Annotated in this window: 20 protein-coding genes; 15 read left to right on the top strand and 5 right to left on the bottom strand. The window is 57.2% G+C overall.

Translation table 11 applies throughout. The features are described 5' to 3' along the window. Positions 1–75 precede the first annotated feature (75 nt). The 5 genes from rpoC to gltX all read left to right on the top strand — a co-directional run bounded on the left by rpoC (position 76) and on the right by gltX (position 7,944). Positions 76–4,371, top strand: coding sequence for a DNA-directed RNA polymerase subunit beta' (gene rpoC / locus INR77_RS00410; protein ID WP_223072007.1), 4,296 nt, complete (start codon positions 76–78; stop codon positions 4,369–4,371). 130 nt (positions 4,372–4,501) lie between these two features. Then, complete coding sequence (locus INR77_RS00405; protein ID WP_223072006.1) at positions 4,502–5,227, top strand: hypothetical protein; 726 nt, start codon at positions 4,502–4,504, stop codon at positions 5,225–5,227. 65 nt (positions 5,228–5,292) lie between these two features. After that, complete coding sequence (locus INR77_RS00400; RefSeq protein WP_223072005.1) at positions 5,293–6,018, top strand: hypothetical protein; 726 nt, start codon at positions 5,293–5,295, stop codon at positions 6,016–6,018. Positions 6,019–6,106: 88 nt separating this feature from the next. After that, positions 6,107–6,562 carry a DNA-directed RNA polymerase subunit beta' gene (locus INR77_RS00395; protein ID WP_223072004.1) on the top strand — a complete coding sequence of 152 codons (456 nt, stop codon included), beginning with the start codon at positions 6,107–6,109 and terminating at the stop codon, positions 6,560–6,562. 56 nt (positions 6,563–6,618) lie between these two features. Next, the gene (gene gltX / locus INR77_RS00390) at positions 6,619–7,944 is read left to right on the top strand and encodes a glutamate--tRNA ligase (protein ID WP_223072003.1); all 1,326 of its coding nucleotides are present in this window, start codon (positions 6,619–6,621) and stop codon (positions 7,942–7,944) included. 26 nt (positions 7,945–7,970) lie between these two features. Here the strand turns inward: gltX and pyk are convergent, their stop codons facing one another. Next, a complete protein-coding gene (gene pyk, locus INR77_RS00385) occupies positions 7,971–9,452 on the bottom strand; it encodes a pyruvate kinase (protein WP_223072002.1) in 1,482 nt (493 codons plus the stop codon). A gap of 82 nt (positions 9,453–9,534) precedes the next feature. Between pyk and INR77_RS00380 the strand changes: the two genes are divergently transcribed. Next, on the top strand, positions 9,535–9,849 hold the full coding sequence (locus INR77_RS00380) for a DUF1244 domain-containing protein (RefSeq protein ID WP_223072001.1): 315 nt from the start codon (positions 9,535–9,537) through the stop codon (positions 9,847–9,849). Positions 9,850–9,851: 2 nt separating this feature from the next. Here the strand turns inward: INR77_RS00380 and INR77_RS00375 are convergent, their stop codons facing one another. Further along, entirely contained in the window at positions 9,852–11,036 is a 1,185-nt protein-coding gene (locus INR77_RS00375) for an adenylate/guanylate cyclase domain-containing protein (protein ID WP_223072000.1), read from the bottom strand. 185 nt (positions 11,037–11,221) lie between these two features. On the opposite strand from INR77_RS00375, the gene INR77_RS00370 reads away from it, so the two are divergent. Continuing rightward, a complete protein-coding gene (locus INR77_RS00370) occupies positions 11,222–11,458 on the top strand; it encodes a DUF2312 domain-containing protein (protein ID WP_223073326.1) in 237 nt (78 codons plus the stop codon). A 21-nt stretch (positions 11,459–11,479) separates the two neighbouring features. Here the strand turns inward: INR77_RS00370 and INR77_RS00365 are convergent, their stop codons facing one another. Next, on the bottom strand, positions 11,480–12,238 hold the full coding sequence (locus tag INR77_RS00365) for a type II CAAX prenyl endopeptidase Rce1 family protein (RefSeq protein ID WP_223071999.1): 759 nt from the start codon (positions 12,236–12,238) through the stop codon (positions 11,480–11,482). A gap of 112 nt (positions 12,239–12,350) precedes the next feature. Here INR77_RS00365 and INR77_RS00360 point away from each other — a divergent pair, with 112 nt between their 5' ends. Both INR77_RS00360 and ruvC read left to right on the top strand, forming a co-directional pair. Next, a complete protein-coding gene (locus tag INR77_RS00360; RefSeq protein ID WP_223071998.1) occupies positions 12,351–13,097 on the top strand; it encodes a YebC/PmpR family DNA-binding transcriptional regulator in 747 nt (248 codons plus the stop codon). A gap of 115 nt (positions 13,098–13,212) precedes the next feature. Continuing rightward, a complete protein-coding gene (ruvC, locus tag INR77_RS00355; protein ID WP_223071997.1) occupies positions 13,213–13,677 on the top strand; it encodes a crossover junction endodeoxyribonuclease RuvC in 465 nt (154 codons plus the stop codon). A gap of 3 nt (positions 13,678–13,680) precedes the next feature. Here ruvC and INR77_RS00350 read toward each other — a convergent pair whose 3' ends face one another. After that, positions 13,681–13,962 carry a hypothetical protein gene (locus tag INR77_RS00350; protein ID WP_223071996.1) on the bottom strand — a complete coding sequence of 94 codons (282 nt, stop codon included), beginning with the start codon at positions 13,960–13,962 and terminating at the stop codon, positions 13,681–13,683. A 160-nt stretch (positions 13,963–14,122) separates the two neighbouring features. Here INR77_RS00350 and INR77_RS00345 point away from each other — a divergent pair, with 160 nt between their 5' ends. Next, positions 14,123–14,473, top strand: a complete 351-nt coding sequence (locus tag INR77_RS00345) for an ArsC family reductase (RefSeq protein ID WP_223071995.1) — start codon at positions 14,123–14,125, stop codon at positions 14,471–14,473. Continuing rightward, a complete protein-coding gene (locus INR77_RS00340; protein WP_223071994.1) occupies positions 14,452–15,495 on the top strand; it encodes a glycerophosphodiester phosphodiesterase family protein in 1,044 nt (347 codons plus the stop codon). The genes INR77_RS00345 and INR77_RS00340 overlap by 22 nt, the downstream gene beginning before the upstream one ends. Here the strand turns inward: INR77_RS00340 and ubiG are convergent. After that, a complete protein-coding gene (gene ubiG / locus INR77_RS00335; RefSeq protein ID WP_223071993.1) occupies positions 15,492–16,232 on the bottom strand; it encodes a bifunctional 2-polyprenyl-6-hydroxyphenol methylase/3-demethylubiquinol 3-O-methyltransferase UbiG in 741 nt (246 codons plus the stop codon). The genes INR77_RS00340 and ubiG overlap by 4 nt on opposite strands. A 105-nt stretch (positions 16,233–16,337) precedes the next feature. On the opposite strand from ubiG, the gene INR77_RS00330 reads away from it, so the two are divergent. From INR77_RS00330 to purT, 4 genes are all read left to right on the top strand, one after another. Continuing rightward, complete coding sequence (locus INR77_RS00330; RefSeq protein WP_223073325.1) at positions 16,338–17,591, top strand: aspartate kinase; 1,254 nt, start codon at positions 16,338–16,340, stop codon at positions 17,589–17,591. A gap of 135 nt (positions 17,592–17,726) precedes the next feature. Then, positions 17,727–18,431 carry a helix-turn-helix domain-containing protein gene (locus INR77_RS00325; protein WP_223071992.1) on the top strand — a complete coding sequence of 235 codons (705 nt, stop codon included), beginning with the start codon at positions 17,727–17,729 and terminating at the stop codon, positions 18,429–18,431. A 240-nt stretch (positions 18,432–18,671) separates the two neighbouring features. Then, complete coding sequence (locus INR77_RS00320) at positions 18,672–19,757, top strand: diguanylate cyclase domain-containing protein (RefSeq protein WP_223071991.1); 1,086 nt, start codon at positions 18,672–18,674, stop codon at positions 19,755–19,757. 39 nt (positions 19,758–19,796) lie between these two features. Then, entirely contained in the window at positions 19,797–20,972 is a 1,176-nt protein-coding gene (purT, locus tag INR77_RS00315) for a formate-dependent phosphoribosylglycinamide formyltransferase (RefSeq protein WP_223071990.1), read from the top strand. The last annotated feature ends 27 nt before the right edge of the window (positions 20,973–20,999 follow it).

Raw genomic sequence — 20,999 nt, 5'->3', positions numbered from 1 at the left:
TTGGGGAATAGGGGCGCGAGCCCCGTTCCCACTCACCCGCTTCCGAAGAATTCACTCCCAAGAGGGAACTGAAAAATGAATGAACTGACAAAATTCACCAACCAGCTCGCAAAGCCGGAAACCTTTGACCAGATCCAGATCGGCATCGCCTCGCCAGAGCGCATCCGTTCGTGGTCTTTCGGCGAAATCAAGAAGCCGGAAACGATCAATTACCGTACGTTCAAGCCTGAGCGTGACGGCCTCTTCTGTGCGCGTATCTTTGGCCCGGTAAAGGACTACGAATGTCTTTGCGGCAAGTACAAGCGCATGAAGTACAAAGGCGTCGTCTGTGAAAAGTGCGGCGTTGAAGTCACCGTTACCAAAGTGCGCCGTGAGCGTATGGGCCATATCGAGCTCGCCGCTCCTGTTGCACACATCTGGTACTTGAAGTCGCTGCCATCGCGCATCGGCCTCTTGCTCGACATTCAGCTCAAGCAGCTTGAGCGTATCCTCTACTTCGAGAGCTATGTTGTGATCGAGCCGGGCCTTACCCCGCTTGAGAAATTCCAGCTGCTCACCGAAGACGAACTGCTCGAAGCCCAAGACGAGTATGGCGAAGACGCTTTTTCTGCCGATATTGGCGCAGAAGCGGTCAAGGTCATGCTGATGGACCTCGACCTTGAGCAAGAGCGCGAAGACCTTCTCGAAGAGCTTGCGACCACCAAGTCGGCATTGAAGCCCAAGAAGATCATTAAGCGCCTTAAAGTAGTCGAGAGCTTCATCGAATCAGGCAACCGTCCTGAGTGGATGATCCTCGAAGTGATCCCTGTGATCCCACCAGAGCTTCGCCCACTCGTGCCGCTCGATGGCGGCCGTTTTGCGACCTCTGACCTCAACGACCTCTATCGCCGCGTGATCAACCGGAACAACCGTTTGAAGCGCCTGATCGAGCTGCGCGCGCCGGACATCATCGTCCGCAACGAGAAGCGTATGCTTCAGGAAGCAGTCGATGCTCTGTTCGACAACGGCCGTCGTGGCCGCGTCATCACGGGTGCGAACAAGCGTCCGCTGAAGTCGCTTTCCGATATGCTTAAAGGTAAGCAAGGCCGCTTCCGTCAGAACCTTCTGGGTAAGCGCGTCGACTACTCAGGCCGTTCGGTCATCGTGACCGGCCCTGAACTGAAGCTTCACCAGTGTGGTCTTCCAAAGAAGATGGCATTGGAGCTATTCAAGCCGTTTATCTACGCTCGCCTCGACGCCAAAGGCCTCAGCATGACGCTGAAACAGGCCAAGAAGTGGGTCGAGAAAGAGCGCAAGGAAGTCTGGGACATCCTCGACGAAGTGATCCGTGAGCACCCGGTTCTCCTGAACCGCGCACCGACACTTCACCGTCTTGGCATCCAGGCGTTCGAGCCGGTGCTGATCGAAGGTAAAGCGATCCAGCTTCACCCGCTGGTGTGTTCGGCCTTTAACGCTGACTTTGATGGCGACCAAATGGCGGTCCACGTGCCGCTTAGCCTTGAAGCTCAGCTCGAAGCGCGCGTTCTGATGATGTCGACGAACAACATCCTCTCGCCTGCTAACGGTAAGCCGATCATCGTTCCGTCACAGGATATGGTGCTTGGTATCTATTACCTCTCGATGGAACGTCAGGAAAAAACCCCTGAATTCCGCGAGAATGAAGATGGCACCAAGACCGAAGTACTGCCGCGCTTTGCCGATATGGCTGAGGTGCACCAGGCGCTTGAAACGAAGGCTGTGACGCTTCACTCGAAGATCATCGCCCGCGTTCCGCAAGCCGACGAAGACGGCAACATCGTGATGAAACGCTTCATCACGACGCCGGGCCGTATGCTGATCGGTGAATGTCTGCCGAAGAACCACAAGGTGCCTTACGACATTATCAACCGCCTTCTGACGAAGAAGGACATCGGCGATGTGATCGACGAAGTGTACCGTCACACAGGGCAAAAGGACACGGTCCTCTTCGCTGACGCCATCATGGTGCTGGGCTTCCGCCACGCATTCCGTGCAGGCATCTCCTTTGGTAAGGATGACATGATCATTCCTGACGCGAAGGAAGGTCTTGTTGAAGAGACGAAGGCGCTGGTTGCTGACTATGAACAGCAGTATCAGGATGGTCTGATCACCCAGCAAGAAAAGTACAACAAGGTGATCGACGCCTGGTCCAAGTGTGGTGACCAGGTGGCTGACGCGATGATGGCGGAGATTAAAGCGACGCCAATCGACGAAGATGGTCGTGAGAGAGAGATCAACTCGATCTACATGATGAGCCACTCTGGTGCGCGTGGTTCGCCAGCTCAGATGAAGCAGCTTGCCGGTATGCGCGGCCTTATGGCCAAGCCATCGGGTGAGATCATCGAGAACCCGATTATCTCGAACTTTAAAGAGGGTCTGTCGGTTCTTGAGTACTTCAACTCAACCCACGGTGCTCGTAAGGGTCTGGCTGACACCGCGCTTAAGACGGCAAACTCAGGCTATCTGACCCGTCGTCTGGTAGACGTTTCGCAAGACTGCACCATCGTCGAGCAGGATTGTAAGACCGAAAACGCCATGGAAATGCGCGCCATCGTCCAAGGTGGTAGCGTGATCGCATCGCTGGGTGAGCGTATCCTTGGCCGCACGGTGGCCGAAGACATCACCAATGCCGCAACCGGCGAAGTGATCGTTCCGGCTGGCACGATGGTTGACGAGCCAATGGTGAAGGCAATCGAGGCGGCTGAGGTTCAGTCTGCTCGCATCCGTTCACCGCTGCTTTGCGAAAGCGAGCAGGGCGTTTGCGCAACCTGCTATGGCCGTGACCTGGCTCGTGGTACGCCTGTGAACATCGGTGAGGCTGTTGGCGTTATCGCTGCTCAGTCGATCGGTGAGCCTGGCACGCAGCTGACCATGCGGACCTTCCACATTGGTGGTGCTGCTCAGCTTAACGAAACTTCGCACCTCGAAGCGACCTCCGACGGTAAAGTCGAGCTTCGCGATATGCCGACCATTACGGACAAGAAAGGTCGCATCCTTTCGCTTGCCCGTAACGGTGAAATCGCGGTTATCGATGCCGAAGGCCGTGAGCGTGAAATGCACAAGGTGCCTTATGGTACCGTGCTGCACTTCAAGGATGGCGCAAAGGTCAAGGAAGGCGATCGTCTTGCAGAGTGGGATCCGTTCACCCTGCCGATCATCACCGAGCAATCGGGCGTTGTGCGCTATCAGGATCTGGTCGAGGGTACGACACTCGAAGAGCAGACCGATGACGCCACCGGTATCGCGCAGCGCGTGGTCACCGAAAACCGCGCCACGGGCCGTAAGAAGAAGGAAGAACTTCGTCCACGCATGATCCTTCAAGGTGAAGGCCAATCCGAGGATGAAGCTGATGCACAGCGTTATATGCTGGCACCGGGTACCACCCTTTCGGTCGAAGACGGTCAGCAGGTTGAAGCGGGTGACATCTTGGCTCGTGCATCGCGCGAGTCGGCAAAAACCCGCGACATCACCGGTGGTCTTCCGCGTGTGGCCGAACTGTTCGAGGCGCGTCTGCCAAAGGATATGTCGGTCATCGCCAAGATTTCGGGCAAGATCGAATTCGTTCGCGAATATAAAGCGAAACGCAAGATCGCGATTGTTCCGGAGGAAGGTGATCCAGTCGAATACCTGATCCCCAAAACCAAGGTGATCGACGTGCAGGAAGGCGACTTTGTGAAGAAGGGGGACACCCTGATTTCCGGCGCGCCGAACCCGCACGACATCCTTGAGGTGATGGGCGTTGAGGCGCTGTCTGAATATCTCGTCAACGAGATTCAGGAAGTGTACCGACTCCAAGGCGTGAAGATCAACGACAAGCACATCGAGGTGATCGTTCGCCAGATGCTGCAGAAGGTTGAGATCACCAATGGCGGCGACACGACGCTTCTTCCAGGTGAGCAAGTTGACCTTGCAGAAATGCTCGAAGTCAACGCCAAGCTTGCAAAGGGTAAGGAGCCTGCTGAAGGCACGCCGATCCTGCTTGGTATCACCAAAGCATCGCTTCAAACCCGCAGCTTCATCTCGGCCGCATCGTTCCAGGAAACGACCCGCGTTCTGACCCAAGCTTCGGTTGAAGGTAAGAAGGACACGCTGATCGGTCTTAAAGAGAACGTGATTGTGGGCCGTCTTATCCCTGCCGGGACCGGCGCTGGCATGAACCGTATGCGCGTGACCGCCTCGAGCCGTGATGCTGCTCTCAAAGCTGCCTGGAAAAAGCAGCAAGAGAAACTGGCAGCAGCGGGCGTCAAGGAAGAAGAGCCGGCCGCTGATCCGGTGTCTTCGGAAGACGCCATGAAGGCAGCGATGGGCGGCGGCGCTGCTCCAGCTGCGGAAGCGGATACAGGCGAAGAGTAAACGCTAGCGCCTTCTCCTGAAGGCCAAACATTTAAAACCCCGCTGAGGCCTAGTGCTTCGGCGGGGTTTTTGTTTGTACCAGCGCGGTCGCCGTGGCAGGTTGGCAGAGCAATGAAATGGGGGGGATTTTATGGGGTTCAGAAAGTGGCTCGCTAAGCCGAGGTTGTCGGATGAAGAATGGCGGAAGAAGGCCGAATTTGTCGGTAAGGGTTTAGCGCTGGGGCTAGCTGCTTTCTGGTTACTGTCCGCTGGCACTGACTTGGTTGACAAGCGGGGCAAGTCCCTTGGTCGTCTGGGGATGGCCAACCCTGATACAAGTTTTCCCGAAGCCCCTTACGTTTTCGTCCCGATTGATCGCCCTGACCATTGCGAAATCATGGGTCAATATCAGATCAAGAACCAAGGCGAGCTCGCCTTTGAAATCGATGAAGTGGAGATCATGATCTATCGCTCACGCACCGAGGCACCGGATGATGTGAGTGGGGTGTACAATTACTCAACCGATGCATTGATCGCGCGCGACCCCGATTGGAGTTACAAATTCGATGTGAATGAGCGTTTGTATCCCGGCAACTTGCTACAGCGCTCTTTCAAGATTGGTGTGCCGCGCCTTGAGGGCGAAGAGGACCGTGATGACTTCCGCTATATTGTGAGTGCCAGAGCCTCTGGCGGACTTCCCGAAAATGACAGCTGGCTTTACTGGATGTTGGATGTGCTTGGGATCGAAGACCGCGATCTCACTCGTTTCAAGGAGGACGACCTTCGCCACGATAGCGGCACTTTGTCGCTTTGCGTGCCTGTGCTCTCGCCTCAACCTGAAAGCGCAAGTGAAGAGAACGGTCAGAACGAAACCTAGCGTTCATCCCCCAGTCGGCTTCCACCTCTTACTTTCCCTCGCATTCACCACGGGAGGGACTATCCATGAAGAAACTCATCTTACTCGCCGCCGCCATCGTTGTCGCCGCGCCCATCCTACCGCTTGCCGCGCAGGACACCGTCGTCGTCACCGGCTCTCGCCAGGACCGTTCCGCGCTCAACGCCTATCTCGGGCCAAGCCGGGGTGGCAGCGGATCGTCGGCTATCGGTGTCACGCGGCGTGCGGATTATTTCGTGACGCCGCTTTTTGTTAGCTCAGACTCGCGAAACTTCGAGGAGCGCCGCGAAGAGCTCTTCACCATGCTCGGCGAAACGCTGCGCCGGGCGGATGCGCAAGGGATCGACATTGTTGCAGGGCGCTATGGTCTGGAGCCCGTAACGCTTGAAAATATGCGCGAACTCCCTCTCATGGGTGGAAACCGCCCTGATACCAACCGGGTTCAGATCTTCGCGCGCATCCCGTTGCGAGGCAACGACCCCAAGGTCAGCAAAACGGCCGAGCGCATTCAGGCGTTTGTCAAAGCGATTCCGGCCACCGGGCGCTCTTTCATCGATGTGGGCTCAACCGGCCTCGCGATCGACGACCCAGAGCAATATCGCGGCGATGTCGTGCGCCATATCGCCAAGGAAGCGACCGGCTACGCCAAGGCGTTCGGCAACGATTACGGCGTGACGATCACAGGCCTCGATGGCGATCTGTATTTTCAGCAATCAAGCGAAACCGAGGTCTTTCTCTATATCGAGCACAGCTTCGAGATTTCGCCCAAATAGGGGGTGGTGCCCTAAATCGCTATTGCGAAGCGTTTGCAAATAAGGCATGGTGCTCTGCATCAGTTACGCAGACCCGCAAAGGAGCCCCATGCCGCAACCCCCTACGCCTCAAAGCCCTATCCCCACTGCTGCTTCAAAGGCGGTCATCGCTAAACTTGCAGAGCCTCGCGCGCTCGCATCGCTCAACCCCATCGCGGCGCGCTTTGTCTATTCGCTGCGGTTGATCGCTCTGCACCAAAGGGCAAAGCGTGATCCTGTTCCAGAGCTGGCCGCGCGATTGCACAGCGTCAATGTCGCGGCAAAATCGCTCGCGCTATCGCAAACGGTTTGTGCGGTGTGGCCAGAGCATATTCACGTCTCGCGCTTTTGCTGTTGCAAGCTCACTCACGATGAAGTGACGATAGCCACCGCAATCGAAGCCGTCGCGGACCGGGATCGAGCGGCGTTTGACCGTGCACTTGAAGGTCTGTTGCGCCCTGATCGGATAGAGCGCGTGTGGGATAACGCATCTGATCTGGTTATGGCGGAATTGAGCGCGGCCTAGGCTACACGTTTGAACCTGCTTGCAGAGGTGCGCGTTGGGCTTTACCGGAAGCGCCCATGGTAACAACACGTTTCGCCCCTTCGCCCACCGGCCGCCTGCACGTCGGCAATATCCGTACCGCGCTCCACAACTGGATGCTCGCCCAAAACTCTGGGGGTGAGTTTATCCTGCGCATCGACGACACCGATGCAGAGCGCAGCCGCGAAGAATATGTGGAGGCCATCCGCGCGGACCTCAAATGGCTTGGCCTCAATTGGACCCGCGAAGAACGGCAATCGACACGACTCGACGCTTACGAAGCGGCATTTGAGAAACTGCGCGAAGCCGGGCGAATTTATCCAGCCTATGAAACGCAGCAGGAGCTGGAGCTTAAGCGCAAAGTGCTGCTCGGACGCGGCCTCCCGCCAATCTATGACCGCGGCGCATTGGCGCTCACCGAAGAACAGCGCGCTGCCAAAGAAGCCGAAGGCATTCAGCCTCACTGGCGCTTCAAGCTGGACCATGATGAGGCAATCGAATGGGTCGATGGGGTGCGCGGAGCGACCAAATTTGACGCCAAACTGCTCTCTGACCCGGTGATACGCCGCGCCGATGGTTCGTGGCTCTATATGCTCCCCTCAACGGTTGATGATGTCGATATGGGCGTGACGCAAGTCCTTCGCGGAGAGGACCACGTGTCCAACACCGCCGTTCAAATCCAGATGTTCACCGCCATGGGTGCAGAGCCCCCTGCCTTCGCGCACGAAGCGCTCTTGGTTGGTAAAGAGGGCAAATTGTCCAAGCGCCTGGGCTCGCTCGGCTGCGATGCTTTCCGCGAAAAGGGTATTGAGCCAGCCGCGATTATAGCGCTGCTCTCGCGCCTTGGTACCTCGCTCCCGGTTGAGCCTATTGCGGACCGTGCAAAGCTGCTCGAAACATTCGACCTTGGCACCTTTGGCCGCGCACCTGCCAAATTCGACGATGCGGAATTGGAGCGGGTCAACACCGCGATCGTCCACCAAATGCCCTATGAGGCGGTCAAGGATCGTCTGCCCGCAGACATGGACGAGGCCGGCTGGCACGCGGTCCAGCCCAATATTGCAACCGTCGGCGACGTTGCCGAGTGGTGGCGTCTCGTGACTGGCCCGATTGAGCAACCAGAGTTTACGGATGACGATAAAGCCTATCTCGCGCAGGCTGCTCAAACGCTTGGTTGGGGCGATGACCCATGGGGCGCGCTCACCAGCTCCTTGAAAGAAGCAACGGGCCGCAAAGGCAAACAGCTGTTCCTGCCCCTGCGCCAAGCGCTGACCGGCATGGACCACGGCCCTGATATGGGCGAGCTGTTGCCGCTGATCGGCGAAGATAGGGCAAAAGCGCGGCTGGAGAGGGCAGCGGCCTGAGGCGCCGTCAGAGTAGATTAGTTCACTCAGCCCCCATGCTTTTCCAGCTCATCGCCGGTTAGCGTCACCACGTGTAATAGATTCGTCGATCCCGGCGTTCCGAACGGCACGCCTGCAAGCACGATTTGTTTCGATCCTGGTGAACCAAAGCCATGGCGCAGGGCCATGCGTTTGCCTTTTGCGATCATCTCTTCAAAGCTGCCAATGTCCTTGGTCACGACTGCGTGTGCGCCCCACAACAGGCCCACGCGGCGCGCGGTCCTTGTGCTGGGGGTGAGGACAAGGATGGGTGTGTCGGGACGCTCACGGCTGACGCGGCGGGCGGTGGAGCCCGACGAGGTGAACACGGTGATCGCACTGATCGGGACGGTGTCGGCAATGGTCATGCACGAGTGAGCAAGTGCATCGGATGTCGTCGCGTCGGGCTCGGTTTCGAGCATCCGAACGCGCCGTTTATAGTCGTCATCGCTTTCAACCTGACGAGCGATGGAGTGCATCATGGCGACCGATTCCTGCGGCCAATCGCCCGCCGCGCTTTCAGCAGAAAGCATCACCGCATCCGCGCCGTCATAGACAGCATTGGCAACGTCAGAGACTTCCGCGCGGGTGGGCATGGGGCTTTCGATCATGCTTTCGAGCATTTGCGTGGCCACGATCACCGGTTTGCCTGCGCGCCTTGTCGCATTGACGATTTTCTTTTGAAGCGGCGGCACTTCAAACGGTTCAAGCTCCACGCCCAAGTCCCCGCGCGCGACCATGATGCCGTCGGCCATTTCGATGATTTCTGGCAGGCGGTTGACCGCCATGGGCTTTTCAATCTTGGCGCAAAGGGCGGTGTTCGCCCCGCCGTGGCTCGCCATAAGTTTGCGCGCCTCGGCCAGATCTTCTGCGCGCTGAACAAAGGACAAAGCGATCCAATCTGCGCCTTGTTGAACGGCGAAGGCCAAATCCTTGCGATCTTTTTCGGTGAGCGCCGGGATCGGTACTTCGGCATCGGGCACGTTCACGCCCTTGCGATCAGAGATAACGCCGCCGACTTCGGCAGAGCAGAAGATGCGGTCATCATCTGCCTCTTTAACGACCAGCCTGATTTTCCCATCATTGATAAGGAGGCGCTGCCCGCGCTCCATGATCCCGAAGAGTTCAGGATGCGGCAGGCAGACGCGGGTTTCATCGCCCGGTGCTGGATCGCGATCCAGTGTGAAGTGCGCAGAATGGCGTATGACCGCTTCGCCGCCTGCAAATTCGCCCACCCTCAGCTTTGGCCCCTGCAGGTCGGCGAGGATGGTGATTGGGCGCGCGAATTCCTTTTCAAGAGCGCGGATTGATTTGATTGCCTCGGCATGGTCGGCGTGGGTGCCGTGGCTCATGTTGACGCGAAAAGCATCCGCGCCGGCTCTGAACAATTTGCGCAGCATCTCTGGCGAGCGGCTGGCAGGGCCGATTGTGGCCAAAATCTTGACCTTGCGCCCGCGTGGGTCGATCCTTGAATTATCTTTTTTCGTCATGGCCTGTCTTGAGATCCGATAGCCCTTTGCATCGCTACCTTCGCTATGACACAGCCGTATTGCAACTCAAGGAAAAGCCCGCATGAATACGAATACCACCCCTGATCTTGACCAGTTGGATGACGCGGTTGCAGCAGCCGCGTTTCGCCGTCTGGTGCGCCATCTTCAACACCGTCATGATGCCCAGAATATCGAGCTGATGGGGCTTGCAGGCTTTTGCCGCAATTGCCTTGCCGATTGGATCCGCGACGCTGGCTTTGAGGGCGATAAAGCCGCCGCGCGCGAGCTTATTCACGGAATGCCGCAAGAGGAGTGGAAAGCGACGCGGCAGACACCTGCAACGCCGGAACAGCTCGCTGCGATGGAAGCAAGCATTGCCAGAAACAAAACGGATTAACGCTAACAGTCGGCCCGATCCAGGCGGTACAGTTCAACCTCGCCGTATTTTTTAGGCAAGAGCACCCGGCCAACCGAAGTGAACGCGCACTCCTGACAATTGTCCATCAACAGGGCGGCGGCAAAGCTTTCGGTGCAATAGACACCGCCCACGGGTGTCACAGGTTCGATGCGCGCAGTGCGGTTAACCTCGCCTCCGTACCACAGCCTGTTCCCGGTAATCCGGTCGGTCCCGACCCAGATCGGACCATAGTGTACTCCCAGCCGCATCCCCGCGACCGCGCCAGAAGGCACAAGCCCGCGCGGAATATCCGCCAATGCATCCTGCAATTTGAGCGCGATGGAGGCGGCGATGCGCGGTTGATCGACGATCGCGTAAACCGCATCCCCCCAGGTGTTGCGAAATTCAACATGGTCGCCAAAATCGCTAAGCACCTGGCCGATGCGTCCCATGACTGTGTGCATGAAGGCAGGCAACTCGCGCTCTCCCAATCTTGAGAAGCCCTTGTAATCGGCAAACAGGATTGAGCGGATTTCGCGCTTGGTCCCATCGCCCACCTGCGGCTTTGGCGGAAAGCGCAGGTTTCGCGGTACATTGCCCGCAGGGATGGTCACGCTCTTGCGCCCCAAATCCTGCCACAGCTTCATATCGGCTTTGGTGCCTGCGATCCCGGTCGAAGAGAAACTGGCAAATTCGTTCGAGACAACAGCGATCTGATACGCCTCGCAATCGCGTTTGCCTGCGCGCAGCAAGGCAAGGCCCATGGCGTAAAGCGTGTTGTAGGCAAACTGATTGTCGTCACCGACATAGTCCGACGGCGTTGCAAAGCTGATCGATTTTGCCGCGTTGCGGCACGCGTAATACCGCTCTTCCCAATCGTGCCCGCCGCTCACCACACTTTCAGCGATAAAATCGTCTTCGGCAAAGGGCAAAACGACGTTGAGCTCTGCACCGCGCTCCAGCAATTGTTCAGAGATGACAATGTCCGCCCCGCACGCAAGCGGGCCGTATCCAACCGATATGTCGAGCTCATCCAGATGGTTTGAAATGCGCTGGGCAAGCGAGGTTTCGGCATCGCTTCCCGAATTGAACATATGACCGCAAAACACCGCGACATTGCCGCTAGCCCCGGTTTCCTCGGGGACGGCTTCCAATTCGTCCGGTGTCAATTCGACTGGCCTGTCCACTGGCTTCCCCCTGACGCCTATCACGCGCACCTGCAGATCCAACTCTACAAGATCGGCGTCTTCGCGCAAGTTGTGGGTAGATTAGTGGAGAAAGCCTCACGCAAAAGCTGCCAAGTCTGCGAAGGGCTGTTAGAGCGCTTGGCTTAGTTTCAAACCGATTCTCCTGAACAGAAGGATATATGACCTTGGCCGAAGCCACTGATGATCGCCTGCGCTTGCTGATTGAGCGTATCGAACGCCTTGAAGAAGAGAAGAAGGGCATCGCTGATGACATCCGCGATGTTTATGCCGAGGCAAAAGCGGTGGGCTATGACACAAAGATCATGCGCCAGATCATCAAGCTTCGCAAAATGAAGCCTGATGAGCGGTCCGAACAGGATATGGTGCTCGAAACTTACAAATCTGCGCTTGGCATGATGTGATTTTGCGGTGTTGGCGGGCTTCTAGCTAAGCTGTCCCGCCAGCGCGGCTATAGTGACCGCGGTTGCGTTGTGCGCTGCGTGGAGGGCTATCGCTGCCCAAAGGCCAAAGCGTACCCGAACAAAGCCAAGCATCGAGCCAAGGATAAACTGGGGCAGGACGAGAGGCAGCAAAATACCGAGAGATCCCTCGTCGAAATTGGCAAGGTGCACCAGAGCGAAAGCCACGGTGGAAAGCCAGAAGAACACTGGAAAGCCGCGCGCGAACCATCCCAAAGTGGGTTTGTTGCGCAGGAAAAACAGCGAAGCGCCCCCTCCTGCAATCCCAATGACCGCAAGTGTGAGGCCAAGCGCTGGCACAGCCATATGCGCAAGACCAAAGCCAAGCGCGCCTGCCAAAAATACCAATAAAGCGGCAATTATAGCGGGCTTTCCCGATAGCCAGCTGCGGAAGGCGATCTCTTCCATCACCGGCGCTCCGATCACGACCATGGCGACAATGCCCAGCGTGAACTCCATCCCCGCCAAGGCGGTTGCAGGGATGTAAACGCCTGCCGCGATCAAAAGGCTGGCAAGCCCGATCAGTACCGCCATTGCACACAGATCGAGCGCATATATGCGTGCAAGCACGGTCAATGCACCCTCGCTTTTGGTGCCCACATCAAGGGTCGGGCGTCTCAGAAAGGCAGCGAATATGCGCCATTCCTCAGTCATGTTTGCAGCCGGGCCAGTGCCAGCGGAGGGGATGCGCGATTCGCTTGCGGTTATAGGGGTTGTCGTCATGTCGCTCATGGGGTTAAGGCGGTGCCACTAATTCAAGCTTAAGCGTGTCGCGAAAACACGCACGCCCAAAAAGATACGGGCGCAAAGCAAAATCGCTGAGAAGAGTTTTTCAATGGCAGGCCATTCCAAATTCAAAAACATCATGCACCGCAAGGGTGCGCAGGACAAGAAACGCTCAAACCTGTTTTCCAAGCTTTCCCGTGAAATTACGGTGGCAGCCAAGATGGGGACGCCGGACCCGGACATGAACCCGCGCCTGCGCCTCGCGATTAACACCGCCAAAGCGCAGTCCATGCCCAAGGACAATATCCAGCGCGCAATCGACAAGGCGAGCGCGGCGGATGGTGAGAACTACGAAGAAGTGCGCTATGAGGGATATGGCCCCGGTGGCAGCGCGATTATCGTCGAGACGCTAACCGACAACCGCAACCGCACCGCAACCGCTGTGCGGACAGCTTTCTCTAAAAACGGCGGCAATCTGGGCACTGAGGGGTCGGTGGCTCATGGGTTCGAACGCCTCGGTTATATCGAATACAGCGCAGAGGCTGGTGATGAAGACACCGTACTCATGGCCGCAATGGAAGCGGGCGCGCAAGACATCGAATCGAGCGAAGACGGTCACATCATCTGGACCGCAGCAGAGGATTTGCACTCCGTTTCATCCGAGCTTGAGAAAGCTTTGGGGGAAGCCAAAGAGGTCAAGCTTGCATGGAAGCCGAACCTCACTGTCGAGATGGATGAAAAAGGCGCGGGCACGCTTTTGAAGCTCATCGACACGCTTGAAGATGATGACGATGTGCAAACCGTTTGGGGCAATTATGAGATCTCTGACGAGGTCATGGACAAGCTCGACGTTTGAATAGGCTGGAGCCAGTCTTTCTCGCCGCGCTTCTCGCTGCCTTCGCGCTTGCGATCGTGTGGCGGCTGGGCTGGTTGCCAGATTGGATGATCGGGCTTTAGATGGTTGTAAAGCCATGATTATTTTGGGCCTTGATCCCTCGCTTACCTGCACGGGCTGGGGCGTGGTGCGCAGCCAGGGCTCGCGCCTCACCCATATCGCCAACGGGCAGATCAAAACCAGCGCCAAAGCGCCTATGGTGGAGCGGCTCGCGCTGCTCCATGCCGAAGTGGCGAAGGTTATCGCTGAGCATAAGCCCGACCGCGCGGCCTGCGAGGAGGTGTTCGTCAACGAAAACCCGAAATCAACGCTCAAGCTCGCTCAAGCGCGCGGCGCTGTGCTTGCAGCTTGCGGAGCGGCCTCGCTCAGCGTCAATGAACACGCTGCAAGGCTCGTCAAAAAGGCGGTGGTTGGAACGGGCTCTGCGGATAAGGATCAGGTCGCGGCCATGATCAAAGTGCTGCTGCCCGGCGCCAAGGTTGCAGGAAGCGATGCAGCCGATGCGCTGGCGGCAGCGATTGCCGATGCGCACCTAGGCTAGCGATCAGATGCCAGCTGATTGGAACTCATCGTCTTCGGTGATTTCGCTCACGAACAAAGTCGTCCATGCGCCGATATAGGCACCGATCAGGATCGAAACGAAGGAAAAGCCCCCGCCAACCGCGCTCTCACCTTTGGCTTCGCGGCCCATGCCGGGCTGAGCGGCGCTCGATGAATAAACGCTCGTATCATCGCCAGCGCGCGTGCCAGCCGAGGCCGCCACGGGGGTAAGCGCAAGCGCTGTTGCGCCGGAGAGAATCGCGAATTTTGAAACAGTGCGTGACATAGCAAATCCCTGAGAGTTCAGCGCTCTCTAAGCGGAAACACTAAAGGGGGAGTTAACCCCATCATATCACGGCAAATCGTCGCCTAAGGCTCTGTGCAGCGCGTGGCGGGTAGGATATGGCGGCTGGCGAAAAGCTTTAGCGTCAGGATCCATTTTCCCTATGACCCTTCAATTCTACGGCATTCCCAATTGCGACACCGTCAAAAAGGCAAGGAAGTGGCTCGATGAAAACGGCCTTGCCTATGTCTTTCACGATTACAAGAAAGAGGGCGCGGACGAAGCCAAGGTTGCAGCGTGGATCGCGGATAAGGGCGTTGACACCGTGTTGAACAAGCGTGGCACAACATACCGCAAGCTGTCCGATCAAGAGAAGGCCGATGCCGCAGACAGTCATAAGGCGGTCACGCTTCTCGTTCAGCACCCTTCAATGATCAAACGGCCAGTGGTCGAGCACCAAAACGGTATTCTGGTGGGTTTTAAGGAAGATGAATGGTCCGCTTCGCTTTTGTAACCGCGTTAACTGCGCTGATGCTTGCACCGATTCCCGCGATGGCAAATAGCGATCCGCTGATTATCGCTCATCGCGGGGCAAGCGGTGACCGGCCTGAGCACACTCTGGCAGCCTATGAACTCGCGATTGATCAGGGGGCCGATTACATCGAACCCGATCTTGTTGTGACGAAGGATCTGAAACTCGTCTCACGCCATGAGAATGAGCTTTCAGGCACCACCGATGTCGCAAATCGGGAAGAGTTCGAACACCTCCGCCGTGAAAAGACGATTGATGGTCAACGGGTCGCGGGATGGTTCGCCGAGGACTTCACCCTCGCTGAGCTGCGCACCCTTCGCGCGAAGGAGCGTGTGCCCGCAAGCCGCCCAGCAAACACGCGGTATAATGGTCTATATCAGGTGCCGACCTTTAAAGAGATTGTGAAGCTGGTCCGCGCCAAAGAAGCGGAGACTGGGCGAAAGATTGGCCTTTATCCTGAGCTTAAACACCCCAATTTCATGCTCGAAGTCGAAGGGATCGATATGGTCGATCTCATCCTTCGCGAGCTACGCGATTTGGGGATTGAGCCCACCGATCCGATATTCATCCAATGTTTTGAAGTGACCACGCTTCGCCGCCTCAATCAACGCAGCGACTACAAGCTTATCCAGCTTATCCACCCGGAAGGTGGCCCGGTGGATGAACCCGACATGCGCTATGCCGAAATGGTGACGCCAAGCGGTTTGGAAGAACTTGCAACTTACGCCGACGGGATTGGCCCCTGGCTTGGCTATGTTCTCGACCCGCAAACCATGGCGCAAACGACGCTGGTCACTGATGCAAAGGCGCTCGGCCTCAAGGTTCACCCCTGGACCTTGCGCAAGGAAAACGGTTTTCTGCCAGCATCGCTGCAAGGCGAAGGGGGCCCTGCCGATGATGGTCAATGGCGTCTTCTATGGGGGGCAGCGATCAAAAGCGGCGCAGACGGTTTCTTCACCGACAATGTGAAAGAGTTTGTAGGTCTGGTGGGTGAAGGCGATTAACCCTTAGCCCGCGCGCTCAAAATGTAGTTGAGCGCTTCATCATCGCTAAGGTGCAGCCCCTTGCCCGGACGCCACGCGATGCCGCGCCGATGGGTCACTTCTAGTCCGACCTCTGCGAGCAGTTCCTCCAGCTCTTCAGGCGTCACAAAGTCTTCCCAATGGTGCGTGCCTTTGGGAACATATCCCACCGCTTCCGCAGCACCGACCAGAAGCAGGCGCGAGGCGGGCGTGCGGTTGGGGGTGGAAAGCACCAGCAATCCGCCAGGGGCAAGGCGCGCAGCCACATCGGCAAGAAAGGCGCGCTTGTCCGCGACGTGCTCGACCACCTCAAGGCTTGTGACGAGATCAAATGTGCCGATGTCGAGGCTGGCGACCTCGCCTGCCATATATCGAATATCGAGCCCGCTTGCCTTTGCGTGGGCGCTCGCTGCGGCCACATTATCGCTTGCAGCGTCAACGCCGGTCACCTGAGCGCCAAGCCGGGCGAGAGGTTCGCAAACCAAGCCCGCACCGCAGCCGATGTCGAGCGCGGTTTTACCGCCAAGCGGCTTTATCGAGCGCGGGTCGGTATCAAAATGCGCATCTACTGCCTCGCGAATGAATTGAAGCCGCACAGGGTTTACCTGATGCAGGCTCGCCATCTTTCCCTTCGGATTCCACCAATCTTTTGCAAGATCAGCGAAGAACGCGGCCTCTTCGGGCCGGATAGTAACATTTGATACGTTTGCGTTTCCCATCCACCCTCGTTAGCAGCGCCAGCAGCACATAACTAGCGGGAACACATCGAAGGGGAGCGAGTGGCCTTGGCCTCAGAAACGCCCAATAAAAAACAGCGTGTTGTGATGAAATTTGGCGGCACCTCGATGGCGGGGACCGAGCGGATTCGCCGCGTCGCCAATATCGTTCGCGCGCAGGCTCAGAACAGCGAAGTTGGTGTTGTCGTCAGCGCGATGGCAGGCGAAACTGATCGCCTTGTCAATTTCTGCCGCGAAGCCAATGCTCTTTACGATCCGGCGGAATACGACGTGGTCGTCTCCAGCGGTGAGCAAGTCACGAGCGGCCTGCTCGCGCTCACCCTGCAATCGCTCGGCTGCAAAGCGCGCAGCTGGCTCGGCTGGCAAATGCCGGTAAAGACGGTTGAGGCGCACGCCAAGGCACGCATTTCCAGCATTGATGCGCCCGAAATGGTCGCGAGTATGGAGGCCGGCGAAATTGCGGTGTGCCCCGGTTTTCAAGGCATTTCCGATGAAGGCCGCGTGACGACATTGGGGCGCGGCGGCTCGGACACATCAGCTGTCGCAGTCGCAGCAGCAGTAAAAGCGGATCGCTGCGACATCTACACTGATGTCGACGGGGTCTACACCACCGACCCACGCATCGTTGCCAAGGCGCGCAAGTTGAAAGCCGTCACTTACGAAGAGATGCTCGAACTCGCTTCTGTCGGGGCAAAGGTTTTGCAGACGCGCTCTGTTGGCCTTGCGATGAAAGAGGGCGTGCGCATTCAAGTGCTCTCCAGCTTTGTGGGCGATGACGCGGTGCCCGCTGATGAACTGCCCGGCACGCTGATCGTGTCGGATGATGAAATGGAACTCATGGTCGAAAGGGGCGAAATGGAACGCCAACTTGTAACCGGGATTGCTCACGACAAGAACGAGGCAAAAGTGACGCTCACCCGCGTACCTGACAAACCGGGCGCTGTGGCCGAAATTTTCAGCCCGCTTGCCGATGCGTCGATCAATGTTGATATGATCATTCAGAACGTTGGGCGCGACAAAGGCGAAACCGATGTGACCTTCACCGTTCCCGGTGCCGACCTCGCGCGCGCAGAGGCGCTTCTGGAAGACAAGCGTGAGAGCATTGGCTTCAATCGCATCATCGCTGACACAAAAGTTGCGAAGATCAGCGTCGTTGGCGTGGGTATGAAAAGCCATGCCGGCGTTGCCAGCACAATGTTCAGCGCATTGTCAGAGCGCGGGATCAACATTCTTGCGATCACCACGTCTGAGATCAAAGTCAGTGTGCTGATCGATGAGGATGAAACCGAGCTTGCCGTGCGGGTCTTGCACACAGCCTATGGGCTTGATGCCGAAGATTAGTCACGCCGATTAGCAAAGGCAGCTAACGCCTCGCCGCATAGGCGAGGTGCTTGGGCTGCGTTAAGCATATCTGCCAACACTTTCCTAAGCCATTTTACCAAATCGTGAAGCTCCTACACGAGGAGTCTGCACGTTATGGCGCTCAAAGCCCACCTTGAACCCCTTTCTACTGCTCAAGAAGGCTCGGTAGAGAACAGGCGGCACACCCGCCGGTCTTTGACCCTCATCACCAGCGGCATTGCGCCAAACGGCGCGCCTGCCAATGTTACCATTCACAATTTGTCCGCCGCAGGCCTCCTGATCGAAACCGATCTCGATCTTGTGCCCGGTGACCGGCTTGCCATCGGGCTTCCCGATGTGGGGCCGGTTGGCGCTGAAATCGTGTGGGTGAGTGAGCGGCTTTACGGATGCGCATTCGAACAGGCACTTGGCGAGGCCGCGCTTGCGGCAAGTGAACTTGCCGCCACTCCGGCGCGAATCGGTGTGCCTTTGGCGCGCAAGCCAAACACGCCTGCTCCCTTGCCCGGTTTCAAAGCGCGAGGTGGCTCATTTGGCACCCGTCTCAATCGCTTGCGCCGCGAAAAAGGGCTTACCCTTGATCAGGTTGCAACGGCTCTGGGTGTAAGCAAGCCGACGGTATGGGCATGGGAAAAAGGCAAGGCGAACCCTATCCCTGAAAGGATCGAGGGGATCGCCGAAGTGCTTGGAGTGTCGGCGGGTGAGCTGGCAGAAAATGCGCCTCAGGGGAACCGTGAAAATCTACTTGCGCAATGTCGCTTACGTATCGCCTCGGAGTTTGAAACCGACCCTGAGAATGTACGAATAATGATCGAAGTCTGAGGCGCGATTCGATGGGCCGACACCATCAATTTCGCACTTTCTTCTGCCATTTTATGGTAAACGAAAACATTAGTGATTCGTAAATTATATCAGTGACTTAACAGGGGATAACGACATTTTTCCTATGCCTTTGAGAAACGGGGGGTTTCTCAAAACCAGGCAAAATTTTGTTAGTTGACCGGTGACTGATTGACCTTGCGGATCGTTCGGGTCTTTATTGATATTTCGGGGGCTGAATGCATGACAATGCAGCCAAAAGATGCGGTCGCTCAGATGCGGGCAATAAATAAATGTAACACGGCGGATGACATCCTGATCCGCCTCGATAATGCAGGTTTCATTGTCAATGCATCGCAAAATGCGGAGCGTCTGGGGTTGGAGCTGGATGCGCTGCTTGTGAAGCCGCACATCGCCGATGTTTTCGACGCAAAGGCTCATGCAGGGGTTACCCAATATTTCAATCAGGTCATCGCGGGCAAAGACGATACGCCGAAGCATACATCCGGGGTGGAATTTCCCCTTCGCCTGCAGGGTGATGATCTGCTCGCGCAAGATGGTTTGGGTGAAGATACAAAACAAACAGTTTCCGCCTCATGCGCTCCCAACCAACATTGGTACTCTTTGAAACTGGTGCGAGTTGAGGCGGATGAAGCGGGACAATTTGAGGCGCTTGGGACGCTGCGGTGTGTTCAGGACAAATACGCGCTAACGGCCATTCCTGTTTCGAATGGCGAAGCCTTCCCCGACGCTGCTACCACCGATAGCGTGACGGGGATCTGCACAAGGCGCGGATTTACAGACCGCCTCACACACTCGATCAAGGATGCCAAGGCCGCCTCCATCGCATTGTTTGCGGTTGACGGGATGAAGGCGATTTACATGACTTATGGTCAAAGCACCGCAGATGAAGTGCGCTGGGGCTTTGCCCGCTTCCTTGAAGCGGTGACGGAAAGCCAGCACTTTTTGGCTCAGGTCGATGAGGAGCGCTTTGGTGTTATCCTGCCTGCAATGACCCCGCGAGAAGCACGCGAATGGGCCGCCGATGTGCTCCAACTTTTCGCCGGGCTCACCGTATCGCCAGCGGGTCGTGGAAGCGATCTGAGCGCCAGCGCAGGGATTTCGTCGGTTCAAGTCAGCGCGGAATGGAGCCTTCGGCAAGCCGAACTAGGCCTTATCATGGCAAGGTCGGCAGGCGGTATGCAAACTGGATATTGCCGTGCGAACGCGCGCCTTTCGGATGGCAATTCGGTTGCAAGGGCGATTGGGCGCGCGGCTCACCAGGCGGGAGGACAATTCGACCGGCAGGCGAAGAAACGCGCATCCTGAAGGCTTGGAGTGGCGCGGCCCCCCTGCTAGGGCTGTCCCATGTCTTTTAATGCCACCATTCTTCTTCTTGGCTCAGGTGAACTGGGCCGGGAATTTGTCATCTCTGCCAAACGTTTGGGTGCGCGGGTCATTGCCTGCGATGCTTATGACAATGCGCCGGCCATGCAGGTGGCTGACGAGCGCGAAGTGTTCTCCATGCTTGATGGCGCAGCTTTGCGCGCAGCAGTCGTGAAACATAAACCCGAATTCATCGTCCCGGAAATTGAGGCGATCCGCACCGAAGTGCTGGGCGAGCTCGAAACAGAGGGCTTTAACGTCGTCCCTTCAGCCAGAGCAGCTCAGCTCACCATGAACCGTGATGCCATACGCGATCTGGCGGCAGGAGAGCTTGGCCTCACCACCTCGCGCTATCGCTATGCGACGACATTGGAAGAGGTTCGCGCAGCGGCGCAATATGCAGGGTTTCCTTGCGTGATCAAACCGGTGATGAGTTCATCGGGCAAAGGTCAAAGCAAGGTGGAAAATGCCGACGGGCTCGAAGAGGCATGGGATTATGCCTGCGCCAATATGCGCGGCGACCGTGCGCGGGTGATCGTCGAGGAGTTTATCGCCTTCGACTATGAGATCACGCTTCTGACTGTGCGCCATAAAGGCGGGATCAGCTTTTGCCCGCCCATCGGCCACAGGCAAGAGCGCGGAGATTATCAGGAAAGCTGGCAGCCAATTGCGATGTCGGATGGCTCCATCACAAAGGCGCAAGAGATGGCAGTCAAGGTGGTCGAGGCCTTGCAAGGCGCTGGCAAAGGCTGGGGCTTATTTGGTGTCGAATTCTTTGTGCGCGGTGAAGAGGTGATCTTTTCTGAGCTATCCCCGCGCCCCCACGACACGGGCATGGTGACGATGGCGAGCCAAAGTCTAACTGAATTTGACCTGCACGCGCGTGCGATCCTTGGACTTCCTGTGCCAGAGACAATCGAAGCTGTGCCAGCGGCCTCTGCTGTAATCCTTGCTGAGCAAGAGAGTGAGAGCTTCAAAATCGAGGGACTGGCTGACGCTTTAGCCACCGATCCAAGCAGTGACGTGCGCGTTTTTGGCAAACCGACAACGCGGCCCTATCGCCGGATGGCGGTTGCCCTTGCGCGCGGCAAAGACACCGATGAAGCGCGCAAGCTTGCCGCCGCTACGGCACGCTGCGTGCGTATCAGCTACTCTTGATTGATCTTTCAACAAGGCGGGCCTAAT

The organism is Erythrobacter sp. SCSIO 43205 (assembly GCF_019904235.1).
Classification (GTDB): Bacteria; Pseudomonadota; Alphaproteobacteria; order Sphingomonadales; family Sphingomonadaceae; genus Erythrobacter.
Note: the sequence above shows the minus strand (reverse complement) of the source record. Positions and strands in the feature narration are given on the sequence as shown.